22 protein-coding genes are annotated in these 20,335 nt (G+C 58.4%); 7 read left to right on the top strand and 15 right to left on the bottom strand.

Annotation, left to right across the window (positions count from 1 at the left end):
• Positions 1-10: 10 nt before the first annotated feature.
• The 13 genes from Q1A74_RS01780 to Q1A74_RS01720 form a co-directional block, all read right to left on the bottom strand.
• Positions 11-853 carry a polysaccharide deacetylase family protein gene (locus Q1A74_RS01780; protein WP_299591840.1) on the bottom strand — a complete coding sequence of 281 codons (843 nt, stop codon included), beginning with the start codon at positions 851-853 and terminating at the stop codon, positions 11-13.
• 44 nt (positions 854-897) lie between these two features.
• Positions 898-2,295 carry an ATP-binding protein gene (locus Q1A74_RS01775; RefSeq protein WP_299591839.1) on the bottom strand — a complete coding sequence of 466 codons (1,398 nt, stop codon included), beginning with the start codon at positions 2,293-2,295 and terminating at the stop codon, positions 898-900.
• A 23-nt stretch (positions 2,296-2,318) separates the two neighbouring features.
• Positions 2,319-2,996: a response regulator transcription factor gene (locus Q1A74_RS01770; protein ID WP_299591838.1), complete on the bottom strand. Its 678-nt coding sequence runs from the start codon at positions 2,994-2,996 to the stop codon at positions 2,319-2,321.
• A gap of 36 nt (positions 2,997-3,032) precedes the next feature.
• Positions 3,033-3,383 carry a PepSY domain-containing protein gene (locus tag Q1A74_RS01765; RefSeq protein WP_299591836.1) on the bottom strand — a complete coding sequence of 117 codons (351 nt, stop codon included), beginning with the start codon at positions 3,381-3,383 and terminating at the stop codon, positions 3,033-3,035.
• A gap of 55 nt (positions 3,384-3,438) precedes the next feature.
• The gene (locus Q1A74_RS01760) at positions 3,439-4,023 is read right to left on the bottom strand and encodes a hypothetical protein (RefSeq protein ID WP_299591834.1); all 585 of its coding nucleotides are present in this window, start codon (positions 4,021-4,023) and stop codon (positions 3,439-3,441) included.
• Positions 4,024-4,209: 186 nt separating this feature from the next.
• Entirely contained in the window at positions 4,210-4,737 is a 528-nt protein-coding gene (locus Q1A74_RS01755; RefSeq protein WP_299591833.1) for a DUF3106 domain-containing protein, read from the bottom strand.
• A complete protein-coding gene (locus tag Q1A74_RS01750; protein WP_299591831.1) occupies positions 4,730-4,999 on the bottom strand; it encodes a hypothetical protein in 270 nt (89 codons plus the stop codon). Before Q1A74_RS01750 ends, Q1A74_RS01755 begins: the two co-directional genes overlap by 8 nt.
• Entirely contained in the window at positions 4,983-5,387 is a 405-nt protein-coding gene (locus Q1A74_RS01745; protein WP_299591829.1) for a hypothetical protein, read from the bottom strand. Before Q1A74_RS01745 ends, Q1A74_RS01750 begins: the two co-directional genes overlap by 17 nt.
• Positions 5,384-5,995: an RNA polymerase sigma factor gene (locus Q1A74_RS01740; protein ID WP_299591827.1), complete on the bottom strand. Its 612-nt coding sequence runs from the start codon at positions 5,993-5,995 to the stop codon at positions 5,384-5,386. Before Q1A74_RS01740 ends, Q1A74_RS01745 begins: the two co-directional genes overlap by 4 nt.
• 26 nt (positions 5,996-6,021) lie before the next feature.
• Positions 6,022-6,471, bottom strand: coding sequence for a hypothetical protein (locus Q1A74_RS01735; protein ID WP_299591826.1), 450 nt, complete (start codon positions 6,469-6,471; stop codon positions 6,022-6,024).
• A 107-nt stretch (positions 6,472-6,578) separates the two neighbouring features.
• Complete coding sequence (locus Q1A74_RS01730; RefSeq protein WP_299591825.1) at positions 6,579-7,937, bottom strand: cation:dicarboxylase symporter family transporter; 1,359 nt, start codon at positions 7,935-7,937, stop codon at positions 6,579-6,581.
• A 131-nt stretch (positions 7,938-8,068) separates the two neighbouring features.
• Entirely contained in the window at positions 8,069-8,560 is a 492-nt protein-coding gene (locus tag Q1A74_RS01725; protein WP_299591823.1) for a TlpA disulfide reductase family protein, read from the bottom strand.
• A complete protein-coding gene (locus Q1A74_RS01720; RefSeq protein ID WP_299591821.1) occupies positions 8,526-9,890 on the bottom strand; it encodes a YihY family inner membrane protein in 1,365 nt (454 codons plus the stop codon). The genes Q1A74_RS01725 and Q1A74_RS01720 overlap by 35 nt, the downstream gene beginning before the upstream one ends.
• Positions 9,891-10,073: 183 nt before the next feature.
• Between Q1A74_RS01720 and arsC the strand changes: the two genes are divergently transcribed.
• The 7 genes from arsC (at position 10,074) to Q1A74_RS01685 (ending at position 17,876) form a co-directional block, all read left to right on the top strand.
• Complete coding sequence (gene arsC / locus Q1A74_RS01715; RefSeq protein ID WP_299591819.1) at positions 10,074-10,421, top strand: arsenate reductase (glutaredoxin); 348 nt, start codon at positions 10,074-10,076, stop codon at positions 10,419-10,421.
• A complete protein-coding gene (gene wrbA, locus Q1A74_RS01710; RefSeq protein WP_299591817.1) occupies positions 10,418-11,035 on the top strand; it encodes an NAD(P)H:quinone oxidoreductase in 618 nt (205 codons plus the stop codon). The genes arsC and wrbA overlap by 4 nt, the downstream gene beginning before the upstream one ends.
• Complete coding sequence (locus tag Q1A74_RS01705; RefSeq protein WP_299591816.1) at positions 11,028-11,411, top strand: DUF2069 domain-containing protein; 384 nt, start codon at positions 11,028-11,030, stop codon at positions 11,409-11,411. The genes wrbA and Q1A74_RS01705 overlap by 8 nt, the downstream gene beginning before the upstream one ends.
• A 36-nt stretch (positions 11,412-11,447) precedes the next feature.
• Complete coding sequence (gene sppA / locus Q1A74_RS01700; protein WP_299591815.1) at positions 11,448-13,316, top strand: signal peptide peptidase SppA; 1,869 nt, start codon at positions 11,448-11,450, stop codon at positions 13,314-13,316.
• A 580-nt stretch (positions 13,317-13,896) separates the two neighbouring features.
• Positions 13,897-14,769, top strand: coding sequence for a mannosyl-3-phosphoglycerate phosphatase (locus Q1A74_RS01695; RefSeq protein WP_299591814.1), 873 nt, complete (start codon positions 13,897-13,899; stop codon positions 14,767-14,769).
• A gap of 32 nt (positions 14,770-14,801) precedes the next feature.
• Complete coding sequence (locus tag Q1A74_RS01690) at positions 14,802-16,025, top strand: glycosyl transferase (protein WP_299591813.1); 1,224 nt, start codon at positions 14,802-14,804, stop codon at positions 16,023-16,025.
• Between the two features lie 96 nt (positions 16,026-16,121).
• Entirely contained in the window at positions 16,122-17,876 is a 1,755-nt protein-coding gene (locus tag Q1A74_RS01685; RefSeq protein ID WP_299591811.1) for an alpha-amylase family glycosyl hydrolase, read from the top strand.
• A gap of 20 nt (positions 17,877-17,896) precedes the next feature.
• On the opposite strand, the gene Q1A74_RS01680 is transcribed toward Q1A74_RS01685, so the two are convergent.
• Both Q1A74_RS01680 and Q1A74_RS01675 read right to left on the bottom strand, forming a co-directional pair.
• Positions 17,897-18,931, bottom strand: a complete 1,035-nt coding sequence (locus Q1A74_RS01680) for an HPP family protein (protein ID WP_299591810.1) — start codon at positions 18,929-18,931, stop codon at positions 17,897-17,899.
• Between the two features lie 75 nt (positions 18,932-19,006).
• The gene (locus Q1A74_RS01675) at positions 19,007-20,272 is read right to left on the bottom strand and encodes an MFS transporter (protein WP_299591809.1); all 1,266 of its coding nucleotides are present in this window, start codon (positions 20,270-20,272) and stop codon (positions 19,007-19,009) included.
• Positions 20,273-20,335: the final 63 nt, after the last annotated feature.

Genomic DNA, 20,335 nt, shown 5'->3' with positions numbered 1-20,335 from the left:
CGCAAAAATATTACCGAGAGCCAGAACCGGCGCCCCCTTGTACCCCCTTCAGGTGCGCCACCGCTTCGCGCATGGTGGCCACCCAATAGTGGTCGGGATTGGCAGCGAGATATTCGAGCAGCTGCCGGTGGGCATCTTCCGATACGGTGATGTAATCACCGCCCACCCCGTGAAACATAAAGCTGACCAGGCTGTGATTTTCCCGCGCTGCTTCGGCCACACTAATTAATTGCGCACCGCTCTTTTCCGCGCCGTCGAATGACGCCACCCGATAAAAATCCGGGTTGTCCACTTTGTGCTGGCCATCGGCAGAAAACAGACGCGCGCCGGTCACCAGCGCCTGCAGCGCAGGTACCACATCTTTACCACCGGCCTGCATATCGCCACAGGGATAAGCGAACGTCCGCTGCGTTTCGCCGTCAATGGCCTGCAGCATACTGTTGGTCGTTTTCGCCTCCTCCACAAACTGATCGAGGGTGTAGTTGTCCAGGTCTTGCCACGGCTTCACCCAGCCGCGGTTAGCGACGGATTTGCGACACGGGTGATAGAGCATGTGATTGCCCAGCTCATGCCCACGCTCTGCGGCCCGACGCCAGTCATCCAGCCGTATACGCATGGAGGGGCGTGCGCCACTGAGGTAAAAGGTGCCCGGCAGTTCCAGCTTATCCAGCTGTGGAATAGCGACATCCAGATGGGAGTCGAGGGCGTCGTCGTAAGTGAGCACCACCGCCACTTCTGCCCCGTTCGGCCAGGGGGATTCAGTATCGCCGGCTGCCTCGGTGGCGCCAGCGAGTAAAACTGGGGAGAAACAGATTGCGGTAAAACAACGTTTCAGCATTGACGGTTTGTACATCGCAAGTCCTTTTTTATCTGTCGATCGTTATTATTCGGTGCAAATCAAAGCAGGATTTGCAGGGTGAGCCCACCCAGGTCTTCTTCACCGCGCGCAGCAGGCGGCACTATGCCGATTTCACCGTGGTAACTCTCCACGATATCCACCACCACCGCGAGACCGATGCCCTGCCCTTGTTGCTGCTGATCCGCACGCACGCCACGCTGAACCACGTTGCGCCACTGGGCTTCACTGAGCCCCGGGCCATTGTCGGACACCAGAATTTCCAACCCGCGTTGATCTGAGGTATTGGTAACTTTCACCAGCAACTTGCCGGCGCCGTATTTGTAGCCGTTGTCCAGCAGGTTGCCGAGCATTTCCATCAGGTCACCCTCATCCCCGTAAAACAACACCGAATCCTCACACAGCAATTCGGCATCCACCGATTTACCCCGGTAGACTTTATCCAGTGCCGTGAGAATTTTTTCTACCAGAGGCTGCACCTTGACGCCACGCAGAATGGATTTGGGCGAACTCGTCACCGCCCGTTTCAGTTGATAGCTGATAATACTATCCATGCGCTGCACCTGCTCCGCCAGTGCGGCCCTGGCTGCGTCGGGTTCTCGCTCCACGTCCAGTCCCTTCAATACCGCGAGCGGCGTTTTCAGGCTATGGGCGAGATCCCCCAGGGTGTGACGGGTTTTCTCACGCTGGCGGCGCTCGTTTTCAATCAACAGGTTGAGATTGTCGGTAAGCGGCACCAGCTCCCGCGGGAAATTTCCCTGCAAGGTGTCCGTGCCCCCCTGTTGCATCTGCTTGAGCGCGCGGGTCACCCCACGCAGCGGCGCCAGCCCCCAGCGCAACACCAATAATTGCACCACGATAAGCGCCAGCGAACCGATGCCCAGCCAGCGCCAGAGGGTGCCACTGAACTGCTTCACCTGCGCGTAGAGCGGCCCGGCATCTTCCAGTGTGACGAACGTGAATTGCCGCTCGTTATCCAGCCCCCAGGCGATGCCCTGGCGGAAGCTGCTGTAGGGAGTAGCCAGGTCGGGCAACTGGACTTCCGCATAGACCTCCTGCCCCTGGCGCAGCGGTAAAGGCAGTGGTAATGCGGAAAAGTTGGGGAGGCTCAATGCGGACTGCGAACGCCAGATAACACGCCCGCGGGCATCCATCACCGCACCGATCAGGCCGGAGTCCGGCTGATTGAAGCGCGGTTCGGGGAGATTCAGTGGCAACTGGAGGCCGTCGCCATCTTGCTCGGCGACCGCCAGCAGTGTGTACACATGCAGCTGCAGTTCTCGCGCTTTGGCCTCATCCAAGGAGGTGCGGTAAGCGCGCTCCAGAACCCCTGACAGCAGCGCCAGAAAAACCAGTAGTACCAGAGTGGCCATCAGGGAAAGGCGACCGGTTAGGGAGTGCCACCAGCGCCTCAGCGCTTTATCAACCCGCTGTGGCACTTTAATACCCCGCTGTGGCACCGTCACCCCGCCGCGGCGCTGAATCGATACCCGCGTCCGCGCAACGTCTCGATGGGTTTTACCCCGCCGGCGGCATCAATTTTTTTGCGCAGGCGGCCGATAAACACCTCGATCACATTGCTGTCGCGGTCACAGTCCTGCTCGTAGATATGTTCGGTGAGGGTAGTTTTTGATACCACCTCATCCGGATGCAACATCAGGTATTCGAGCACCTTGTATTCGAACGATGTGAGTTCCAGCTCACTGCCGGACACCTTGACCCGTTGAGCGCTGGTATCCAGTTCAATCGGACCGGCATTGATGGTCGGGGATGAGAAACCAGCAGAGCGTCGCACCAGCGCATTCAGTCGCGCCAGTAATTCTTCAGTGTGGAAGGGTTTGGTCAGGTAGTCGTCGCCACCGGCTTCCAGTCCGCGCACTCGCTCCTGCCAGTGGCCGCGCGCAGTCAGAATCAGAATGGGAAAATGGCGGGATTCCTTGCGCAGGGTTTCGATCACCTGGATACCGTCCACTTTCGGCAGGCCCAGGTCCATCACCGCCACGTCGTAGGGAAATTCACGGCCGAGATATAGCGCCTCTTCACCATCGGGGGCTTCATCTACGGTGTAACCTGCTTTGCGCAGGGATGACGCCAGCTGTTCTCGCAGGGCGTACTCGTCTTCCACCAGCAGTGCGCGCATAAAAATTCCTCTGCTTGTTGTCTATCGGTGGTCTTATCAGCGGGAGATGCGCCCACTCTGTTTATCCACGAACACCACATAGACCTGACTTTTATCCGAAAGTCCCTTGACCCGATACATGGCGCGGCCGTTGCGCTGCACTTCGCTGATGGCAAGAATTTTGCCGCCGTAGCGCTTCTTCACGATGGATGCCGCCTGGTCCCGGGAAATGCCTCGATTCTGCACGCGAATACTGGCGAGGGGCTTTATGTTGAGGTGGCCGGGGCCGCGCTGAACGGGCTCACTGCGCAAATCTCGCTGTCCCGCATGAAGCGGTGAGGCGATCAGCGCGGCGCACAGGCCAATCACCAGTAGCATCACAGCCGTTCGAATAGCGGGAAGTTTCACAATGCAGCTCCTGTTGTTCTCAATGCGCCGGTCGGGGCCAATTTATCGGGCTCGATTACAGGACCGGCGTAACGTCTACGCGAACCCGAATTCTATCCCCGGGATGCTGGTCTGTGCGAATCAGATATTCCTGACCGTTATAGCGGTAGTTTACGTCATATCCTACCAGTTCCCGACGGGTACTGACTTCTTCCACCACCTGGCACCGTTGCTGGGTGCCATATTGCACCGGTGCATTGTGCCGACTGACGGCACCACCGATCATCGCGCCCACGGCGGCGCCGGCCACCATACCCGCGCCCTTGTTGCCTCGGTGGTAGTGACGGTGACGGCCGCGGCCATGGCGATGGCCACGGGCAGCATCGCGCCCCACAGCAGCGCCGATAAGACCGCCGATGATCGCGCCTGCGGGAGAGGGTTGCTGGTAAGTCACGGTCTGATCCCAGCACTGGGTGCGAGGCTCGACAATCTGGATATCGTTGTAGACAGGGGTAACGCCGGTAACGATGGCATAGTCGTAGCCATCATGGCCTTCGTAATAGCCACTCTCACCGGCAGAGGACTGCGCGCTGACGCCCACCAGGCTGGCGGTGAGGCTGGCAAACGCCAGTTGCTGGAAGAATTTTTGAATCTTGACCATGTTCAGTGCTCCCTGAGACCCGGAATCCAGCGTCTTCTTGTGACTGCACCGACACATAAAGTCCGGAGCCAGACGCCTGTTTGCCGACCTTTCCGGCCGATGGGAGCACTTTAAGGCCGGCTGGCTGAATCTTTGCTGAACTCCGCGAACAAATGCGACCGCCGAGGTGTTTTGTTCGGGTGTCGGTCAATCTGAGAGCCCGCCGCGCTCGCGCAACCGCTGCTTGAAGCGCTGGCGCTGCTCCGGGCTCATCTTCCGCCAGCGTTCCCGCAGGCGTCGCTGGCGCTCAGGAGGCAGTTGCTGGAACCGCTGGCGCGCCTCACGAATTTTCTGACGCTGCTCTGGCGGCAAGGCTTTGAAACGATCGTAGGATTCGCGCAGCACCTCCCGCCGCTCAGGACTGAGGCGCTTCCACTTGCCGAATTCCTGACGCGCCCGCTGGCGCTGTTCCGGCGTCATTCCCGCCCAGCGATCCGCTCCCTGGCGCAGACGTGCACGCTGCTCCGGCGTAAATTGGTCCCAGCGGCCTTCAAATCGCTGCAGTAGCTGGCGCTCGCTAGCACTCAAATCCAGCCAGGCCACCTCGTCTGCCAAAGCTGCACTGGCAAGCGAAGCGAACACCAGCATCAACAACGCAAAAAGCCTGCCCCGCCCCTGTATCGCTCGCCGCTTACCGGAGAATCGAACAGAGGGTTTTGCTGTGGCATCACTCATCTTGCTCCCCTTCTTCACTGTGCTCTTCCCGCTCAACCACTTCAGGTTGCTGTGGGAGTACGTCTTCTGTCCACGAGTCGCCGACTTCACTGGGAGCGACAAACTCCCCGCTCTCATCCGTCCAATCCGACAGAAACAATAAAAAGTCTTCGTCCAATGGTTCGTCTGCCAATGCTGCAGGCAATACCAGCAACATCCACACCAGCACCGTCAGTGACAGAACGCTCGCACTCCCCCTTTGCCGGTCAGGATGAATGGCCATCCGACCCCTCCTCTGCAAGCCACTGGTAAAACTCCACGTCTTCGATCAACTCCAGTTCCGCTTCTTCATCGAGAATCCATGCATCGGCAAACAGGTCTACCGGTTGCGCCTGCTGCGTATCGCCGCCGGGCCACACAAGCACCGCGAGGGTGACCACTACGCCAGCGGTGCCCGCCAATCCCGCAGTGAACCAGGGTGTCATCCGGCCGGTACCCGGCTTGCTGTCCAGTGCGGCAGAGCGGGCACGGCGCAGCTGCGACAGGGTCTCCCCATCCAGTGACTGATCGCGGCGGAGCATCGCCTCGCGCGCGCTGTCGATCAGGTCGCGCTCGGCCTTTTGTCTTTTTTCCGCCGCGTTTGGCGGGGTCGTATCTTCTGGCGAAGTCATCGCACTTCCTCCAATTGCACACGCAGTGCAGTCAGTGCCCGGGAAAGATGGGTTTTTACGCTGCCAGCACTACAGCACATGGCCGTTGCCGTTTCCGCATTGTCAAAGCCCTCCACGCAACGCAGCAAAAATGCCTGCTGCTGGCGCGGGGGAAGACGGCCGACGGCCGCCTCGATCACTTCCAGCGTGTGCTGCGAAAAGGCCCTCTGCTCGGGCCCGGAGCCGGAAGTGTCTTCCAGCGTACCCGGGTCAAAATCGATTTCCTCACTGTCACCATCGCCGCGGGCAAACTTCTCCTTCAGCAACTGCCAGCGGGAAACCGTTTTATGGCGTCGGTGCCAGTCGGTAATACGGTTATTGAGAATGGTAAAAAACAGCGGACGCCATTGCTCCCGCTGCTTGTGGCTGTAGCGACGAACCAGGGCAAACATCGCGTCCTGCACGATATCCAGCGCATCGTCGCGATTCCCCACCGCCATTGAGGCCATGGAAAAAGCGCGTTTTTCTACCGAGGCGAGAAATTGTTCCATGCGGCGTACGACGGCCCCTTGTGCAGGGTTCTTTTTATCAATGCGGTTTCGGTCGTAAAGCTGGGCGGCGGTTTCCAACAGAGAAACCGCCGCGCTCAGGTATCTTACTTACGCACGCGATCGCTGCGACGATCCATACGGCGATCGACACCCTGCCCCTTGCGGTCCAGGCGACGGTCAACGCGATCACCCTTGCGATCGAGACGATGATCGATCTTGTCGCCCTTCCGGTCCAGTCGGCGGTCGATACGATCACCCTTGTTGTCCAGGTAGGTAGCGCGCTTGTCATTACCCCGGGCTTCCGCGCGCTCGGAGGCTCTATCCAGGCGGCTGTCGATCCGGTCACCCTTGTTGTCTAGCCGGCTCTCAATGCGATCGCCTTTGTTATCCAGGCGATTGTCGATGCGATTCCCGCGGCGATCCATGCGATTCTCAATACGATCGCCCTTATTATCCAGGTGCTGGGCGAGCTTTTCGCCGTCTTCTGCCGCCACAGTGGTGGCAAGCAGCAGCGCGGCAGTAAGAGCGAAAGACTGTTTAGCAATCAATTTCATCGGTGTTTCCTTATTCTGATCAGTGGTAGGCGAATGAAAACTTCAATGTTCAGTTAACAAAACGCACCACTGGTCAATTGGTTGACAGGAAACCGGAAAAAATTCGATTACTTGAGCGAGAGCTCCTGAGAGCTGGATCCCAGCCAGCGCTGGGTCAGGGTACCTGCGGTCATGGCACCGTTCACATTCAGCGCGGTGCGCGCCATATCGATGAGGGGCTCGACGGAAATCAGCAGCGCAGCAATCTGTACCGGTAAGCCCATGGTCGGCAGCACCACCAGGGCAGCAAAGGTAGCGCCGCCCCCTACACCGGCAATGCCGAAGGAGCTGATCACAATCACCGCGATCAGGGACGCCAGCCATACCGGGTCAAAGATATCGATCCCCATGGGCACCGCCACCATCACCGCGAGCATGGCCGGGTAGATACCGGCACAGCCGTTCTGGCCGATGGTGGCACCAAACGAGGCAGAGAAGTTGGCGATAGCCGGGGAGTTTTTCAGCTCATCAATCTGGGTTTCCACATTCAGGGGAATCGTTGCCGCACTGGAACGGGAGCTGAAGGCGAAGACGAGGACCGGCCACACCTTGGCGAAGTAATGCAGCGGGCTGATGCCATTTACCAGCAACAGCAAACCGTGCACCAGGAACATCAGGCCAATGGCCACGAACGATGCAATTACGAAATTGAACAGGTTGAAAATATCCGCCCAACTGGACTTGGCGATCAGCGCAGTGACCAATGCCATAACCCCGTAAGGGGTAAACGCCATGATCAGGCGCACCAGCTTCATAATCCAGGCCTGGGCCACGGAGACAAAGTGCTCGATGGCTGCGCCCTGCTCCGGGTTGTCCCGACGCACCGCCAGTGCCGCCAGCCCCAGCAGCACTGCGAAGATCACCACTGCAATCACCGAGGTGTCCCGCTGGCCGGCGAGGTCTGCGAAAATATTGCGCGGGATAAACGAGGTGAGAATTTCCGGAATACTCAGATCGCTGACGCGACCCATGCGCTGATTCAGCTCCTCCACTCGCGCCGCTTCCCGCGTGCCCTCGACCAACCCCTCGGCGGAGAGCCCGAACAGCCAGGCGATCAGCACCCCGATCAATGCGGCAACGGCGGTGGTTCCCAGTAACACCGCCAGCACCGAGCCACTTATTTTGCCGAGGGAACTGGTGTCACTCACCTTGACGACCGCGGCGAGAATGGAAACCAATACCAGCGGCATGACCAGCAGATACAGCAGATTGACATAGCCCTCGCCAATCAAACCCACCCAGTCCAGCACCCAAGGCACGTTCACGCCCCAGCCTTCCGCCAGGTGCATAAAACCGCCAAACAGCAGCCCCAACAGCAGGCCGGCGAATACCGCCGGTGCCAGGGAGTTGCGGCTGCGGTGCCAGCGCATCAGGGGCCAGATTAGGAATAGATAGAATGCGAGTAGAAGCAGTGCACTCAATTGCATGGGTTTTGAGTCCCGAATTACAAAAATTGCTGTTAAAAGTCCGCGCGCATCCTAACAGCTGGCGCACATTTCCCTTAAAGACGCTTTGGTTATAGGCCTAGAAGATGCGCCGGGACGGTCACTTCTCTCCGTCAGTTCTCTTCGCCGATGGCCGCCACCGCGGCCGCGAGCGATTCGGCGGATTGCGGACCGACCAGAGTTCTCCGCCACTGGCCACGCCGATCGATAATCAGGGTAGACGGCAGCACCTGCGGCATGGGCTGGCCCCAGCGACCTTCGGGTGCCGTTGCCAGCAGCGGAAATTCGATCCCGAAGTTATCCGCTTGGTGCTGCACCTGCTCCGCCGGCAACTGATCGAAATTGATACCCAGCACCAGCACGTCGGCTTTGTGCGCTTTATAGAAGGTATTCAACTCTGGAATTTCTTCACGGCAAGGGGCACACCACTCGGCCCAGTAGTTCACCACCAGGATCTTGCCGCCCGTCCGCAGAGGCTTGCCATCGAGAGATTGCAGACCGCCGGGCGCGGGTCCACAACCCGCCACCAACAGCAGGATGAGCGACAGCAGCCATACCGCGCCCCGCCGCTCAGGTGTTTGCGGTGCGGCTCGTAGATTTCGCACGGGCATTGCGGCCACGTCCTTTCGTAGAAGACTTTTCATCATCATTGCTGCTTTTTTCCGGTGCGGGCAACTCCCGGGTCTCCGTCGCCGGCTCCAGGGGTTTCTTCAGCGTGTCCTTCGCCATGGACTCGCGGAACAGATCGCCCAGGCTCTGGGATAGGTGCTCGTGAGAGAAGTCCCGCGCCTCGCGGAAGCGAGCATCCACTTCCCGATACCAGGCGCGTGCATTCAATTCACTGTGGCCCTTTTCCGGGATCGGCGCCGGGTGCAGCCAGTCGAGTAGCTGCTCCAGAGTGATGGAGTCAAGATCGCGCACGAGCACATGGTCGTTGCGGTCGGTCTGGGCAATAACCTTGTGCGACTGCAGGATTTCACGAATGCGTCGCCACTGGGCCGGACGGATACCTGCCCGGGAAATATCCTGCTCACTCACCGACTGACCTTTCTGATAGTTGCTGAAGAACTTTGACATGAGCACCAGCGTTGCCACCAGATCGGAATAATTACGCCCCTGCGCAGCGGCGTGGTACGCGGACAGGGTTCGCACCAGCACACAACCCGCCAGCACGATGATCCACATCAGGTATACCCACAGCAGAAATACCGGCACAAAGGCGAATGCACCGTAAATCGCCCGCACCGAGCTGCCGGCCACGTAGGCCCCAAACAGATACTTGGCCACTTCAAATGCAAGCGCCGTAATCACACCCCCGGTAAGCCCGTGCTTGAGCGGCACCCGGCAATTGGGTACCGCGACAAATAACAGCGTGAAGGCAATGGAGGTAAAAATGAACGGCAAAACCCGCAGCACCACCGGCAGTAAACCGAGGCTGTCATTTTGCGCGAGGACTTTCTGTGAAAACAGGTAGGTAGATGCCGCCATACCCGCGCCCAGCAGGATCGGTCCCAAGCTCAGGATGGCCCAGTACAGGAGAAAGCTGGAAACCCCTTTGCGCCCCTTGGGAATATCCCAGATGGCATTGAAGGTGTTCTCGATATTTTTCAGCATGAAACCGGCGGTCAGCAGCAGAATGCCGATACCCAGGCCGGTAAGACGCTGGGCCTGTGTGGAAAAGCCGCTGATGTAATCCTGTACTTCGCGGCCGCTCTCGGGCACGAAGTGGGAAAAAATCTGCTGCTGGATTTTATTTTCCAGGCCGGCGAAATCCGGGAACAGTGACAGCATCGCGTAACTCACCGTCACCAGCGGTACGATCGCGAACAGGGTCATGTACGTGAGCGCGGCCGCGTTCTGACGACAGTTCTTTTCGTTGAATACGGTCCAGAGTGAAGTAAAGAAGCGACGCCAGCGGTGCACCATTTCAGTCATGGGTCTTCTCAGTTTGTTATATAGCCATGTGCGCCGGACTCGCGTGCGAACCCGGCGGAAAACACCGCCCAATCTGTCTAAAAAATACGCCATACCCCAGCGTAGTCCACGATTCAGACAGGTCCATGGACGGCCAACAGTCACCTGTTAGAATACGCCAAACCTTAACAGGATGCCCCTTCGATGTGGACGATCTATCATAACCCGCGCTGTTCAAAATCCCGCCAGACCCTGCAATTGCTGCAGGAAAACAATATCGAACCGGAAGTGGTGCTCTACCTGGAGACACCACCGGATGCCACCACTCTCAAGACCCTGCTGAAAAAGCTCGGTATCAACGCACGGGATCTGCTGCGCAAGGGCGAGGATGCCTATAAAGAACTGAACCTGAAAGACAGCAGCCACACCGACGACGCGCTGATCCAGGCCATGGTTTCTCATCCCAAGCTGATCGAGCGCCCCATCGTGATCAAAGGCGACACGGCGGTACTCGGCCGCCCACCGGAAAACGTGCTGGAGCTCATTGCGTGACTTCTCCAAAGGCCACCGAGCCCTATGTACTGATCCTGTATTACAGCCGCAGCGGAACCACCGCCAGCATGGCCGCAGAACTAGCCCGCGGTGTGGAACAAGCTGGGGGCAACGCCCGCCTGCGCACCGTGCCATCGGTGTCCCCGGATACCGAAGCGAGCCTGCCGCCGGTCCCCGACGCGGGCGCGCCCTACTGCACAAAAGACGACCTGCGCCACTGCGCTGGACTGCTACTGGGCAGCCCCACCCGCTTTGGCAACATGGCCTCGCCCCTGCGCCATTTCCTCGACCAGACTAGTGATATGTGGCTCGACGGCAGCCTCACCGGCAAACCCGCTGCCGTATTCACCTCCACCGGCAGCCTGCACGGCGGCCAGGAAACGACGCTTATTTCCATGATGCTGCCGCTGCTACACCACGGCATGTTGATCGCCGGGATCCCTTATTCCGAAGCGGCACTGATGCACACCACCACCGGCGGCACCCCCTATGGCGCGTCCCACTGGTCTGGCAATAGCGCCGGTGGGCTGAGCGAAGACGAAATCAAACTGTGCCGGGCCCTGGGCCAGCGCGTAGGCAACCTCGCCCAGCAACTGGGAGAAAACCGTGGCTAAAAAAACCAAGACACTCGACCCGGCAGCGCTGACACGCAAACTGGAAATCGCCCGCAAGCTCAACTGGGTCTGTTACGGCGCCCTTCTGCTACTGTTCGCCGTGTGGAACCTGTTTCTCGATGGCTCCCTGAAGTGGTGGCTACTGCAGACCATCCCCCTGCTGCTGGTACTGCCGGGTATGCTCAAACAGCGCCAGCGGAGCTATTTGTGGCTATGTTTCATCCTGCTCCTCTACATCACTGCCGGTATCGTCGACGTAATGATGCCTACACGAGGCTGGCAGCATGGCGTACTCACCGCCCTTAGCCTTATCCTGTTTGCATCGGCAATGATGACCAGCCGCTGGCAGGTACAGTTGCACAATACAAAAGTTTAAAAAACACAACAGACCGACCAACAAGGAGTTTCAGGTTTGACTGAGTCCACTCATCAGCGCGGCCCCGTCCGCCGCTTTTTTGGCGCCATTGGCGGCGCCATCACCTGGTTGCGCCGGGTATTTACCAACCTGCTATTCCTGTTGATCCTGCTGTTTGTCGGCTTCGCCATCTTTGGCGGTGAAGAGCGCATCACAGTGCCCGAGGGCGGCGCACTCAAAGTCGCACCTGCCGGGTTTCTGGTCGATGAAGTCAGCCAGCCCACTGGCCTACCCGGCTTTATCGGCGGCCCATCCACACCACCGGAAACCCGCGTCAAAGATCTGGTAGAAGCCATCGACCGCGCCACCAACGACAATCGCATCGCCGCACTCGTGCTCGAACTCGACCACCTCGCCGGCGCCAGCCTCAGCAAACTCGAAGAAGTGGGCGAAGCGGTCCAGCGCTTCAAAGCATCGGAAAAGCCTGTCTACGCCATTGGTGACAACTTCACCCAGGGCCAGTACTTTCTCGCCAGCCATGCCGACAAGGTGTACATGAACCCCATGGGCTCCCTGTTGGTCACCGGCTTTGGCAGCTACCGCAACTACTACAAAAGCGCCCTCGACAAGCTGAAAATCAACTTTCACGTATTCCGTGTGGGGGACTACAAAGACTTTATCGAACCTTACACCCGCGACGACATGTCTCCCGCCTCGCGGGAAAACAACGCCCGCTGGCTACACCAGCTGTGGAGCGAATACACCGAACAGGTCACCGGCCTGCGTAACCTGCCCCCCAATGCCGTCGACAATTATGTCGCCGAACTGCCGCAAAACCTGCGCGCCGAGGGCGGCAGCTGGGCCAAAGCAGCGCTGGCGAATAAATTTGTCGATAAGCTACTCACCCGCCGTGCAGCGGTCGCGGAAGTACAGGAGCTGGTGGGTGTCAACGAAGCCGACAAGTCTCAGTACAAGGCGATCAATGCCCTCGACTACCTGCGCCAGGCCAAACTGACCGACCTGCCCAACCCGCGCCAGCAGGGCGATAAAATCGGCCTGATCAGCGCCGCCGGCGCCATCATTGATGGCGAGGCACCCGCCGGGCAGATCGGCAGTGCCACCCTCGGAAAGCTGATTGCCACCGCGCGGGAAAAAGAAGTTAAAGCCCTGGTGCTGCGTATCGACAGCCCCGGCGGCTCCGCCTTCGCCTCCGAAGCCATCCGCCAGGAACTGCTCGCCACGCGCGAAGCGGGTATCCCCGTAGTGATTTCCATGGGCAGCGTGGCCGCCTCCGGTGGCTACTGGATCGCCGCAGGCGGCGACCGCATCTGGGCATCCCCATCCACCATCACCGGTTCCATCGGCGTATTCGGGGCTTTCCCGACGTTCGAGGACGCCCTGGAACACCTGGGCGTTTACAACGACGGTGTGGGCACCACCGAGCTGGCCGGCACCATGCGTCTGGATCGCGCGCTGCCTGAGGCGGCCGCAGATATCCTGCAGCAGGGTGTGGAGCACACTTACGCCCAGTTCCTGCAGCTGGTGGCAGAAGCCCGCAACAGCACCCCGCAGGAAATTCACAAGATTGCCCAGGGCCAGGTATGGACCGGACGCACCGCGCACGAACTGGGGCTGGTGGATGAGCTGGGCAACCTCAAGGACGCCATCACTGACGCCGCGCAGATTGCCGAGCTGGAAAAATACGACGTGGTGGAAATTCAGCGACAGCTGACACCCAGTGAAAAAATCATGCGCGCACTGGCAGAAAACGTGGATGCCAGAATCGCCAGCAGTGTGGAGCAGAACCTCCCGCTCGGCGCCTGGTTCAGCAGCCTGCAGCCGGCGTTGCAACCACTGGCCGAGCTGAAAAGCTTCAAGGACCCACGCGCACTTTATGTGCGCTGCCTGGACTGTGTAGCCCCTTGAGCGACCCCCTTAGCCGTATAAAAATCAGCTCCGCTCCCTCGCGGGGCTGACGGCTGCTGGGGCGATGCCGGCTACCTCGCCGAAAATCAGCCTGTGGAATGGAAGTGTTGGAAACGGGAAGAGCAAAACCCCAGCAGCATCGAGTGGCAAAACGGCTCCAGCAACAGGTTCACATCGGGCCAAAATATCTCACCCTGGGCAGGTTTCTAACGCCTGCCAAGCCCTGAGCAACATTGCCGCAATCTCCGACTCTTGTGTTTTCAAACAGGAGACTCCAGAGATCGCGGCCTCCCTCTTTTTTAGTTCACCCCATCACTCAATTATCCTCACCGCCAGGACTTGCGCCATTGTGGTGCGCGACGAGGAAGGCTCCGGTTCCCTGTCACCATTCTGATGCACAATTGCGCTCTGGCCTGGCGTCGCGTTCACAACCAAACGAATTTACTGCCAATCCACTGCCCGCAACCGGTGCAACAACGCACTTTTTCGGGACTGGCACTATTTTTGGATTGTCTTAATAGAAAGCCACATATTCTCAGTATTCCAATAAACGATAAATTGCCTACAAGTCTGGAATCTAATGACCGAAACACAGAGCGCGGCGCATAACATTACAGAAACCCAGTGGCTGATCGCCAGCGACCTCGACGGCACCCTGCTGGATCACTTCAGCTACTCGCACCAACCCGCAGACGCCACCCTGGAACAACTCGAATCCAGCGGTATTCCAGTCATCCTGAACAGCAGTAAAACCCGCGGCGAAATGCTGGCACTGCGCACTGCACTGCGAAACCAGCACCCGTTTATCGTCGAAAATGGTTCCGCGATAATGATCCCTTCCGGCTATTTCCCACACAAGCCAGAACTGGCGCGCGAGGAAGCCGGTTACTGGGTGCTGGAGCCCGGCGCGCGCAGAGCCGATATCCTCGCGTTTCTGCAACAGGACGCGGAGTCGCACGATACGCCCTATCTGAACTTTGCCGCCGCTTCCAGTGAAGAGATTGTTGCCGCGACAGGCCTCTCCCTGCGCGATGCGGAAAAAGCCAATCAACGGGACTATTCAGAGCCGCTGTTGTGGCAGGGCACCGAGCAACAGAAGCAGGCGTTTATCACCCGCGCCAACGCCGCGGGCTTTACCACCCTGCAGGGCGGACGCTTCCTACATGTGCTCGGCCAGACCGACAAGGGCCGCGCCACCAGATTACTCAGGAAAACCTACCAGCAATATACTGATCGCCCCTGCCGCCTGATTGCCAGTGGCGATGGCCCCAACGATCTCGACATGCTCAAGGTGGCCGACATCGCCATCATCGTGCGTTCGCCGGCGCATCCTCCGCCGAGCCTTCCCCACCATCCTTCCCTGATCGTCACCCAGAACACCGGACCCCAGGGGTGGGCAGATGCCATCGGCGAAATTTTCGCAACCGACTCCATTTACTCAGCACAGACTTGACTCAAAAACGGACCTAAACAAGGAAGCAAACCGTGACCGACTTTTTTCAGAATGGCGACATCACGACCCTGCACAACCTGTCCAACCGCAGCCTGGAAGACATGGAAGCGGACCTGATCCGCTTTTCCAAACACCGACCGATGTCCTTGCTGCTGCCCTCGCTCTATTCAGAACTGGAAGGCGAAGCCCTGCCAAAAATCCTCGATATTCTCGCGGAGGTACCCTACCTCTCCGAGATTGTCATCGGCCTGGACCGCGCCGATGAATCCCAATATCGCGACGCACTCAAACAGTTTTCCGTTTTACCCCAGCACGTACGGGTTCTGTGGAACGACGGCCCTCGCCTGCGCGAACTGGATGCACAATTGCAACGGGACGGCCTGGCCCCCAAAGACGCGGGAAAAGGCCGAAATGTATGGTATTGCCTGGGCTATATTCTCGCCTCGGGCCGCGGCGAAGCCATCGCCCTGCACGATTGCGATATCGTCACCTACGACCGCATGATGCTGGCGCGATTGTTCTACCCGGTTGCCAATCCCCAGTTCAGCTACGAATTCTGCAAGGGCTACTACTCGCGCGTTGCCAACGGAAAAATCAACGGCCGCGTATGCCGGTTGCTGGTCACGCCACTGATCCGTACCCTGAAAAAAATTTATGGCCACACCAAGTACCTGGAATACATGGACAGCTTCCGCTATTCCCTGGCTGGCGAATTTTCCTTCCGCCGCGATGTGGTGAACGATCTCCGGATTCCCAGTGACTGGGGACTGGAAATCGGCGTGCTATCGGAGATGTACCGCAACTACTCCACCAATCGCCTGTGCCAGGTGGATATCGCACACTCCTACGACCACAAACATCAGGATGTATCCTTCGACGACGAACAGTGTGGCCTGTCGAAAATGTCCATCGACATTGCGAAATCCTTTTTCCGAAAACTCGCCACCCAGGGCACCGTGTTTTCTTCGGAGACCTTCCGCAGTATCAAGGCCACCTACTTCCGTATCGCACTGGATTTTGTGGAAACCTACCGCAACGACGCCATCATCAATGGGCTTACGTTCGACATTCACAAAGAAGAACAGACCGTAGAGCTCTTTGCCAGCAACCTGGTCAAGGCCGGCCAGGCATTCCTCGACAATCCGATGGAAACACCGTTTATTCCCAGCTGGAACCGTATTACCAGCGCAGAGCCGGATTTCCTGAAACAATTGAAACACGCGGTAGAGGCGGATTACGAAGAGTACAACGTGTGAGCGCGATTGCAGGCGCAACCAGCACTCACTACAACAGCTCCGACCAATACGATCGGTCTGCACAAAAATAACTGCATGGAAACCGGGGGGAAAACCATGAGCCACTCCAACGCTCAACTGCCAATCAAGGAGGTACTTCACCAGAAGGTGGTGGATCACCTGGCCTTTATTTACCCAGAACTGGAGGTTGAACCCATTGCGCATGAGCTGGCGCGTACCATGCGGCTCGATGACGATTGCCAGAGCCCCCTGGCCCACAAAAACCTCTGGGATCAGACCGATATCGCCGTAATCACCTACGGCAACAGCATTCTCAGCGAGAACCAGCCGCCGCTGAAAACCCTGCATCATTTTCTGCAGTCGCACTTCCCGATGCTAATCAACACGGTACATATACTGCCGTTTTTTCCCTACACCAGTGATGACGGCTTTGCGGTATCCGCTTACAAACAGGTGGACCCACCGCTGGGAGACTGGAGCGATATCCTGCGCATCAGCACGGATTTCCATCTGATGGCCGACCTGGTGATCAACCACTGCTCAGCACAACACGACTGGTTCGTGAATTACCAGAATGGACAGGATCCCGGCAACGGCTTTTTTGTGGAGGCGGATCCGAAGGAAGACCTCAGCAAGGTGGTACGTCCACGAGTAACGCCACTGTTGCGCGCCACAAGCACACCGGAGGGAACCCGGCATGTGTGGTGTACCTTCGGACACGATCAGGTTGACCTGAATTTTGCCAACCCGAAAGTGCTGACGAAGATAGTCGATATCATCCGCCTGTACCTGGACATGGGCGTGCGAATTTTCCGCCTGGATGCGGTGGCGTTTATCTGGAAAAAACTCGGCACCAACTGCCTGAATCTTGCGGAGACCCACGAGATAGTACGGTTACTGCGTACGTTGATTGAGCACGCCAACCCCAACGCGGTCATCATCACCGAGACCAACATTCCCAATCAGGAAAACCTGTCCTATTTTGGCAACGCCAACGAAGCCCACTGTATTTACAACTTTTCTCTACCGCCGTTGCTGGTCAACACCTTGGTCACCGGCAATTGTCGCTACCTGAAAAACTGGTTGATGAGCATGCCGCCGGCCCAGAACGGCACCACCTATTTCAACTTTATCGCGTCGCATGACGGTATCGGGCTGCGCCCGGTGGAAGGATTGCTGGACGACAGTGAGCAGGAAGCACTGATCCAGACCATGGAGAATTTTGGTGGGCAGATTTCTTGGCGGGCACTGGATGACGGCAGCAGCAAGCCTTATGAAATCAATATTTCCCTGTTCGACGCCCTCAAGGGCACCACGAGCGGGGAGGACGGCTGGCAGATGCGACGCTTCATCTGCGCCCACGCCATCATGCTGGCACTGGAGGGAATTCCGGCGTTCTACCTGCACAGCCTGATGGGCACGACCAATGACTACGAGCGCATGAAGAAGCACGGCCACAACCGGGCGATCAATCGCCGTCAGTGGCAGGAGCAGGAATTGAACGAAGCACTGGCAAACCCGGACACCCATCATCACCAGGTCTTCCAGCAATTACGCAAGCTCATCCAGTTGCGGCGGGAACAGCCAGCATTTCACCCCAATGCTACCCAGTTTACCCTGCACCTGGGGGATCAGATTTTTGCCTTCTGGCGACAAAGTCTGGACCGCCGGCAGAGTGTTTTCTGCCTGAACAATATCTCCGACCAGCCACAGACTATCCACCTGAATGCCATCAACCTGATCGGTACCGATGAGTGGAAAGACCTGATCAGCGATGCCACCTTTGACGATATGCTATCGACGGTGACACTCGACCCCTATCAGACCCTGTGGATCAGCAACCGCTGGTAAGCCACCGACGGGAGCAGTCGCTATTCCGGATGCTCCTCGTCGACACTTTCACGCGCTTTTACCCAGTGGCCGCCGCGCAACTGCACTTCAAAGCGCGCCCACTGGCGAAACTCCTCACGCATACAGATACCCGTATCGTATGAGCCTTCACCGGCCAATACCTTGTAGATGATGCGGTCTTTGGTGGGCGGCGGCTCGTGGGATTCGTCCACGACCTGACGCACGCTCCACAATTTTCCTAATTTGCCGTTGCTGTAGCAGCGGCCGGCGACGATTTCCCGCGGGTGTACCACGTTGCGTTCGGCGTGCTGCTTGGCCAGCTCCAGTAATTCGGTCAACCCTTCCGCAGTGATGTCCACATAGGAGTCCTGCTCCTGGATGGCCGCGGCAAAATCTTCCTGGGTAATTTCTGTTTCACGACCCGATGGCTCTGCGGTGGAAACAGGTTTCGTTTTTCGTCCCAGATGTACCGGGTAGCGCCGCCAGTGAAACAAACTGTTGAAGGCAATCGCTACCATCAGAATCAGCAGCACATTGGTAAAAATCGGGACCAGTAGAAAATCAAACCCCAACTGGTACACCGCATCGCCACCCGTCACCGCGGTCAACGCGGTAGCACCACCCGGGGGATGGATACAGCGCAGGTAGTACATGGCCGCAACCGCCAACCCCACGGCTGCGCCGGCTGCCAGAAACTGGATATCGATAAACTGGTGGCAGACCACACCGACAAACGCAGAAATCAGGTGACCACCGGCGAGGGACCAGGGTTGTGAGAGCGCGCCGTGGGGCACTGCAAACAGCAAGACTGCGCTGGCGCCCATGGAAGCGATGATGAAATAGCTGGTGGAGATATCGATCAGATCCGCGGCCAGGGCCTGCTGGGTGGCCCAATACACCAGCAGTATCGCCAACGCGGCGCCCAACGCAGAAATCAGCTTTTCCCGGTGGCTGGTGTTGTTTTTCTCAATGCCCAGATAGGCCCGCAGTTCACTGAGCCACTGCCCGATAGGCCGGTTGTTTGTTTCCATCGCGTCCATCATCCCAGAAGCCACGGCGAGCCTCGTTGCCCGTCGGGGATGGCATGGTACTAGAAACCGATTATGCGGAGAAAGCGACGGACTGGCGCCTCACCCCTGGGTAATGTCTTCCCCGCGCACCGCCAATTGACGCAGAGCGCCGCTGTAGCAAGCCACGGCGAACGCCAGAAAACTGAAAATGCCGGCCCACCAGAGCGTGGTCAGCGGTGCAGAAAATTCACTGATCACACCCGCAAGCAGCGCACCGATCGCGGCAGATCCGAACAGGGAAAGCTGGTAAATGGAAATGATCCGGCTGCGCACCTGCTCCGGCGCCAGTATCTGCACGATGGATTTTCCGAGCCCGGCGGATGCCGCGGCCACCGCACCCCAACAGGCGCACAGAAACATCAAGCCGTAAGGCGTGGGGCCAAAGCTGATCGCGATCATCAATGCCGCGCTGTACAGCAGGCACATCAACACCCCGCGTCCCGGAGTGTCACCCTGCCCACGGCGCAACATGGCCACAGTGGCGATGACAGTACCCGCCACAAACGCGATCTGCAGGGTGGCGTAATAGCTGGCTCCGCGGCCGTAGCTCTCGGCCATCAGCGGCAGCACCACCAGGAATACACCGATATGCACCAGGCCGTTAAAGCCAACCAGAACTACCAGTTCAAGAATTGCGCGGCTTTTACGTACTTCGGCAAATCCTTCCAGTAGTGCCGACGGTAGTTTCAGCCGCGCTACCCGCGGCGCCGGCCCCAGGTGGCGCATAGAAAAGAAGAAAAGCGCGGCCGCAATCAATACGATAACCTGAATCATCAACAGCAATTCGGCACCCCAGCTATCGAACCGGCTCGCCAGTAACATGCCGATCGCCTGCCCGCCGTACTGAGCCAGCATCATCCAGGTCACCGTGTGTTGTACCCGCGCTTCACTCAACCGGGTATTGCCGTCTTGCGGCGTGCGCGCGCAGCGCTGGACCAGGTTATCCCGCGCGGGCTGCAGGAAAGCGGTACAGATTCCCAGGCTGACGCCATAGAGAATCAGCAGGCCGAGACTGGGTAATTGATGCAGCAGGTAATACGCGAGTGCGGCGTGGCAGAGGCCCAGACCCAGGCAGGAGAGTGCAGCAACGCGTGCGGAGTCAAAGCGATCCGCCAGCGCACCACCGAACAACAGAAAAACCAGATTGGGTAAGAGGACCGAAGCCTGTACCCAGCCCAGCTGCAGGGCCGGCAACTCCACCAGCGCTACGGCTATCCACGGCAACAGTACCACCTGCAGGCCGGTGGCCAGGGAGGTGCCGCTGTAACCGAGTAAAAATGTTCGCAGACGTGCCGCCAGTGCGGTAGAAAATGCGAATGGTGCCATGTACAGAGTCCGGAAAAACCAATTGCGCTGCGGCCGATGGAGGGGCGCTATTGTCCCACAGAT

The sequence above is a fragment of the uncultured Microbulbifer sp. genome, assembly GCF_947504145.1.
Taxonomy (GTDB): domain Bacteria; phylum Pseudomonadota; class Gammaproteobacteria; order Pseudomonadales; family Cellvibrionaceae; genus Microbulbifer.
This window is presented reverse-complemented; position numbering and strand designations above follow the sequence as displayed.

Coding starts and splice junctions, on each gene's coding strand:
- Q1A74_RS01675 (WP_299591809.1), bottom strand. CDS start 20,272: ATGGCACCATTCGCATTTTCTACCGCACTGGCGGCACGTCTGCGAACA.
- Q1A74_RS01760 (WP_299591834.1), bottom strand. CDS start 4,023: ATGGTCAAGATTCAAAAATTCTTCCAGCAACTGGCGTTTGCCAGCCTC.
- arsC (WP_299591819.1), top strand. CDS start 10,074: ATGTGGACGATCTATCATAACCCGCGCTGTTCAAAATCCCGCCAGACC.
- Q1A74_RS01685 (WP_299591811.1), top strand. CDS start 16,122: ATGAGCCACTCCAACGCTCAACTGCCAATCAAGGAGGTACTTCACCAG.
- Q1A74_RS01720 (WP_299591821.1), bottom strand. CDS start 9,890: ATGACTGAAATGGTGCACCGCTGGCGTCGCTTCTTTACTTCACTCTGG.
- Q1A74_RS01735 (WP_299591826.1), bottom strand. CDS start 6,471: ATGAAATTGATTGCTAAACAGTCTTTCGCTCTTACTGCCGCGCTGCTG.
- Q1A74_RS01750 (WP_299591831.1), bottom strand. CDS start 4,999: ATGGCCATTCATCCTGACCGGCAAAGGGGGAGTGCGAGCGTTCTGTCA.
- Q1A74_RS01730 (WP_299591825.1), bottom strand. CDS start 7,937: ATGCAATTGAGTGCACTGCTTCTACTCGCATTCTATCTATTCCTAATC.
- Q1A74_RS01780 (WP_299591840.1), bottom strand. CDS start 853: ATGTACAAACCGTCAATGCTGAAACGTTGTTTTACCGCAATCTGTTTC.
- Q1A74_RS01745 (WP_299591829.1), bottom strand. CDS start 5,387: ATGACTTCGCCAGAAGATACGACCCCGCCAAACGCGGCGGAAAAAAGA.
- Q1A74_RS01755 (WP_299591833.1), bottom strand. CDS start 4,737: ATGAGTGATGCCACAGCAAAACCCTCTGTTCGATTCTCCGGTAAGCGG.
- Q1A74_RS01770 (WP_299591838.1), bottom strand. CDS start 2,996: ATGCGCGCACTGCTGGTGGAAGACGAGTACGCCCTGCGAGAACAGCTG.
- Q1A74_RS01695 (WP_299591814.1), top strand. CDS start 13,897: ATGACCGAAACACAGAGCGCGGCGCATAACATTACAGAAACCCAGTGG.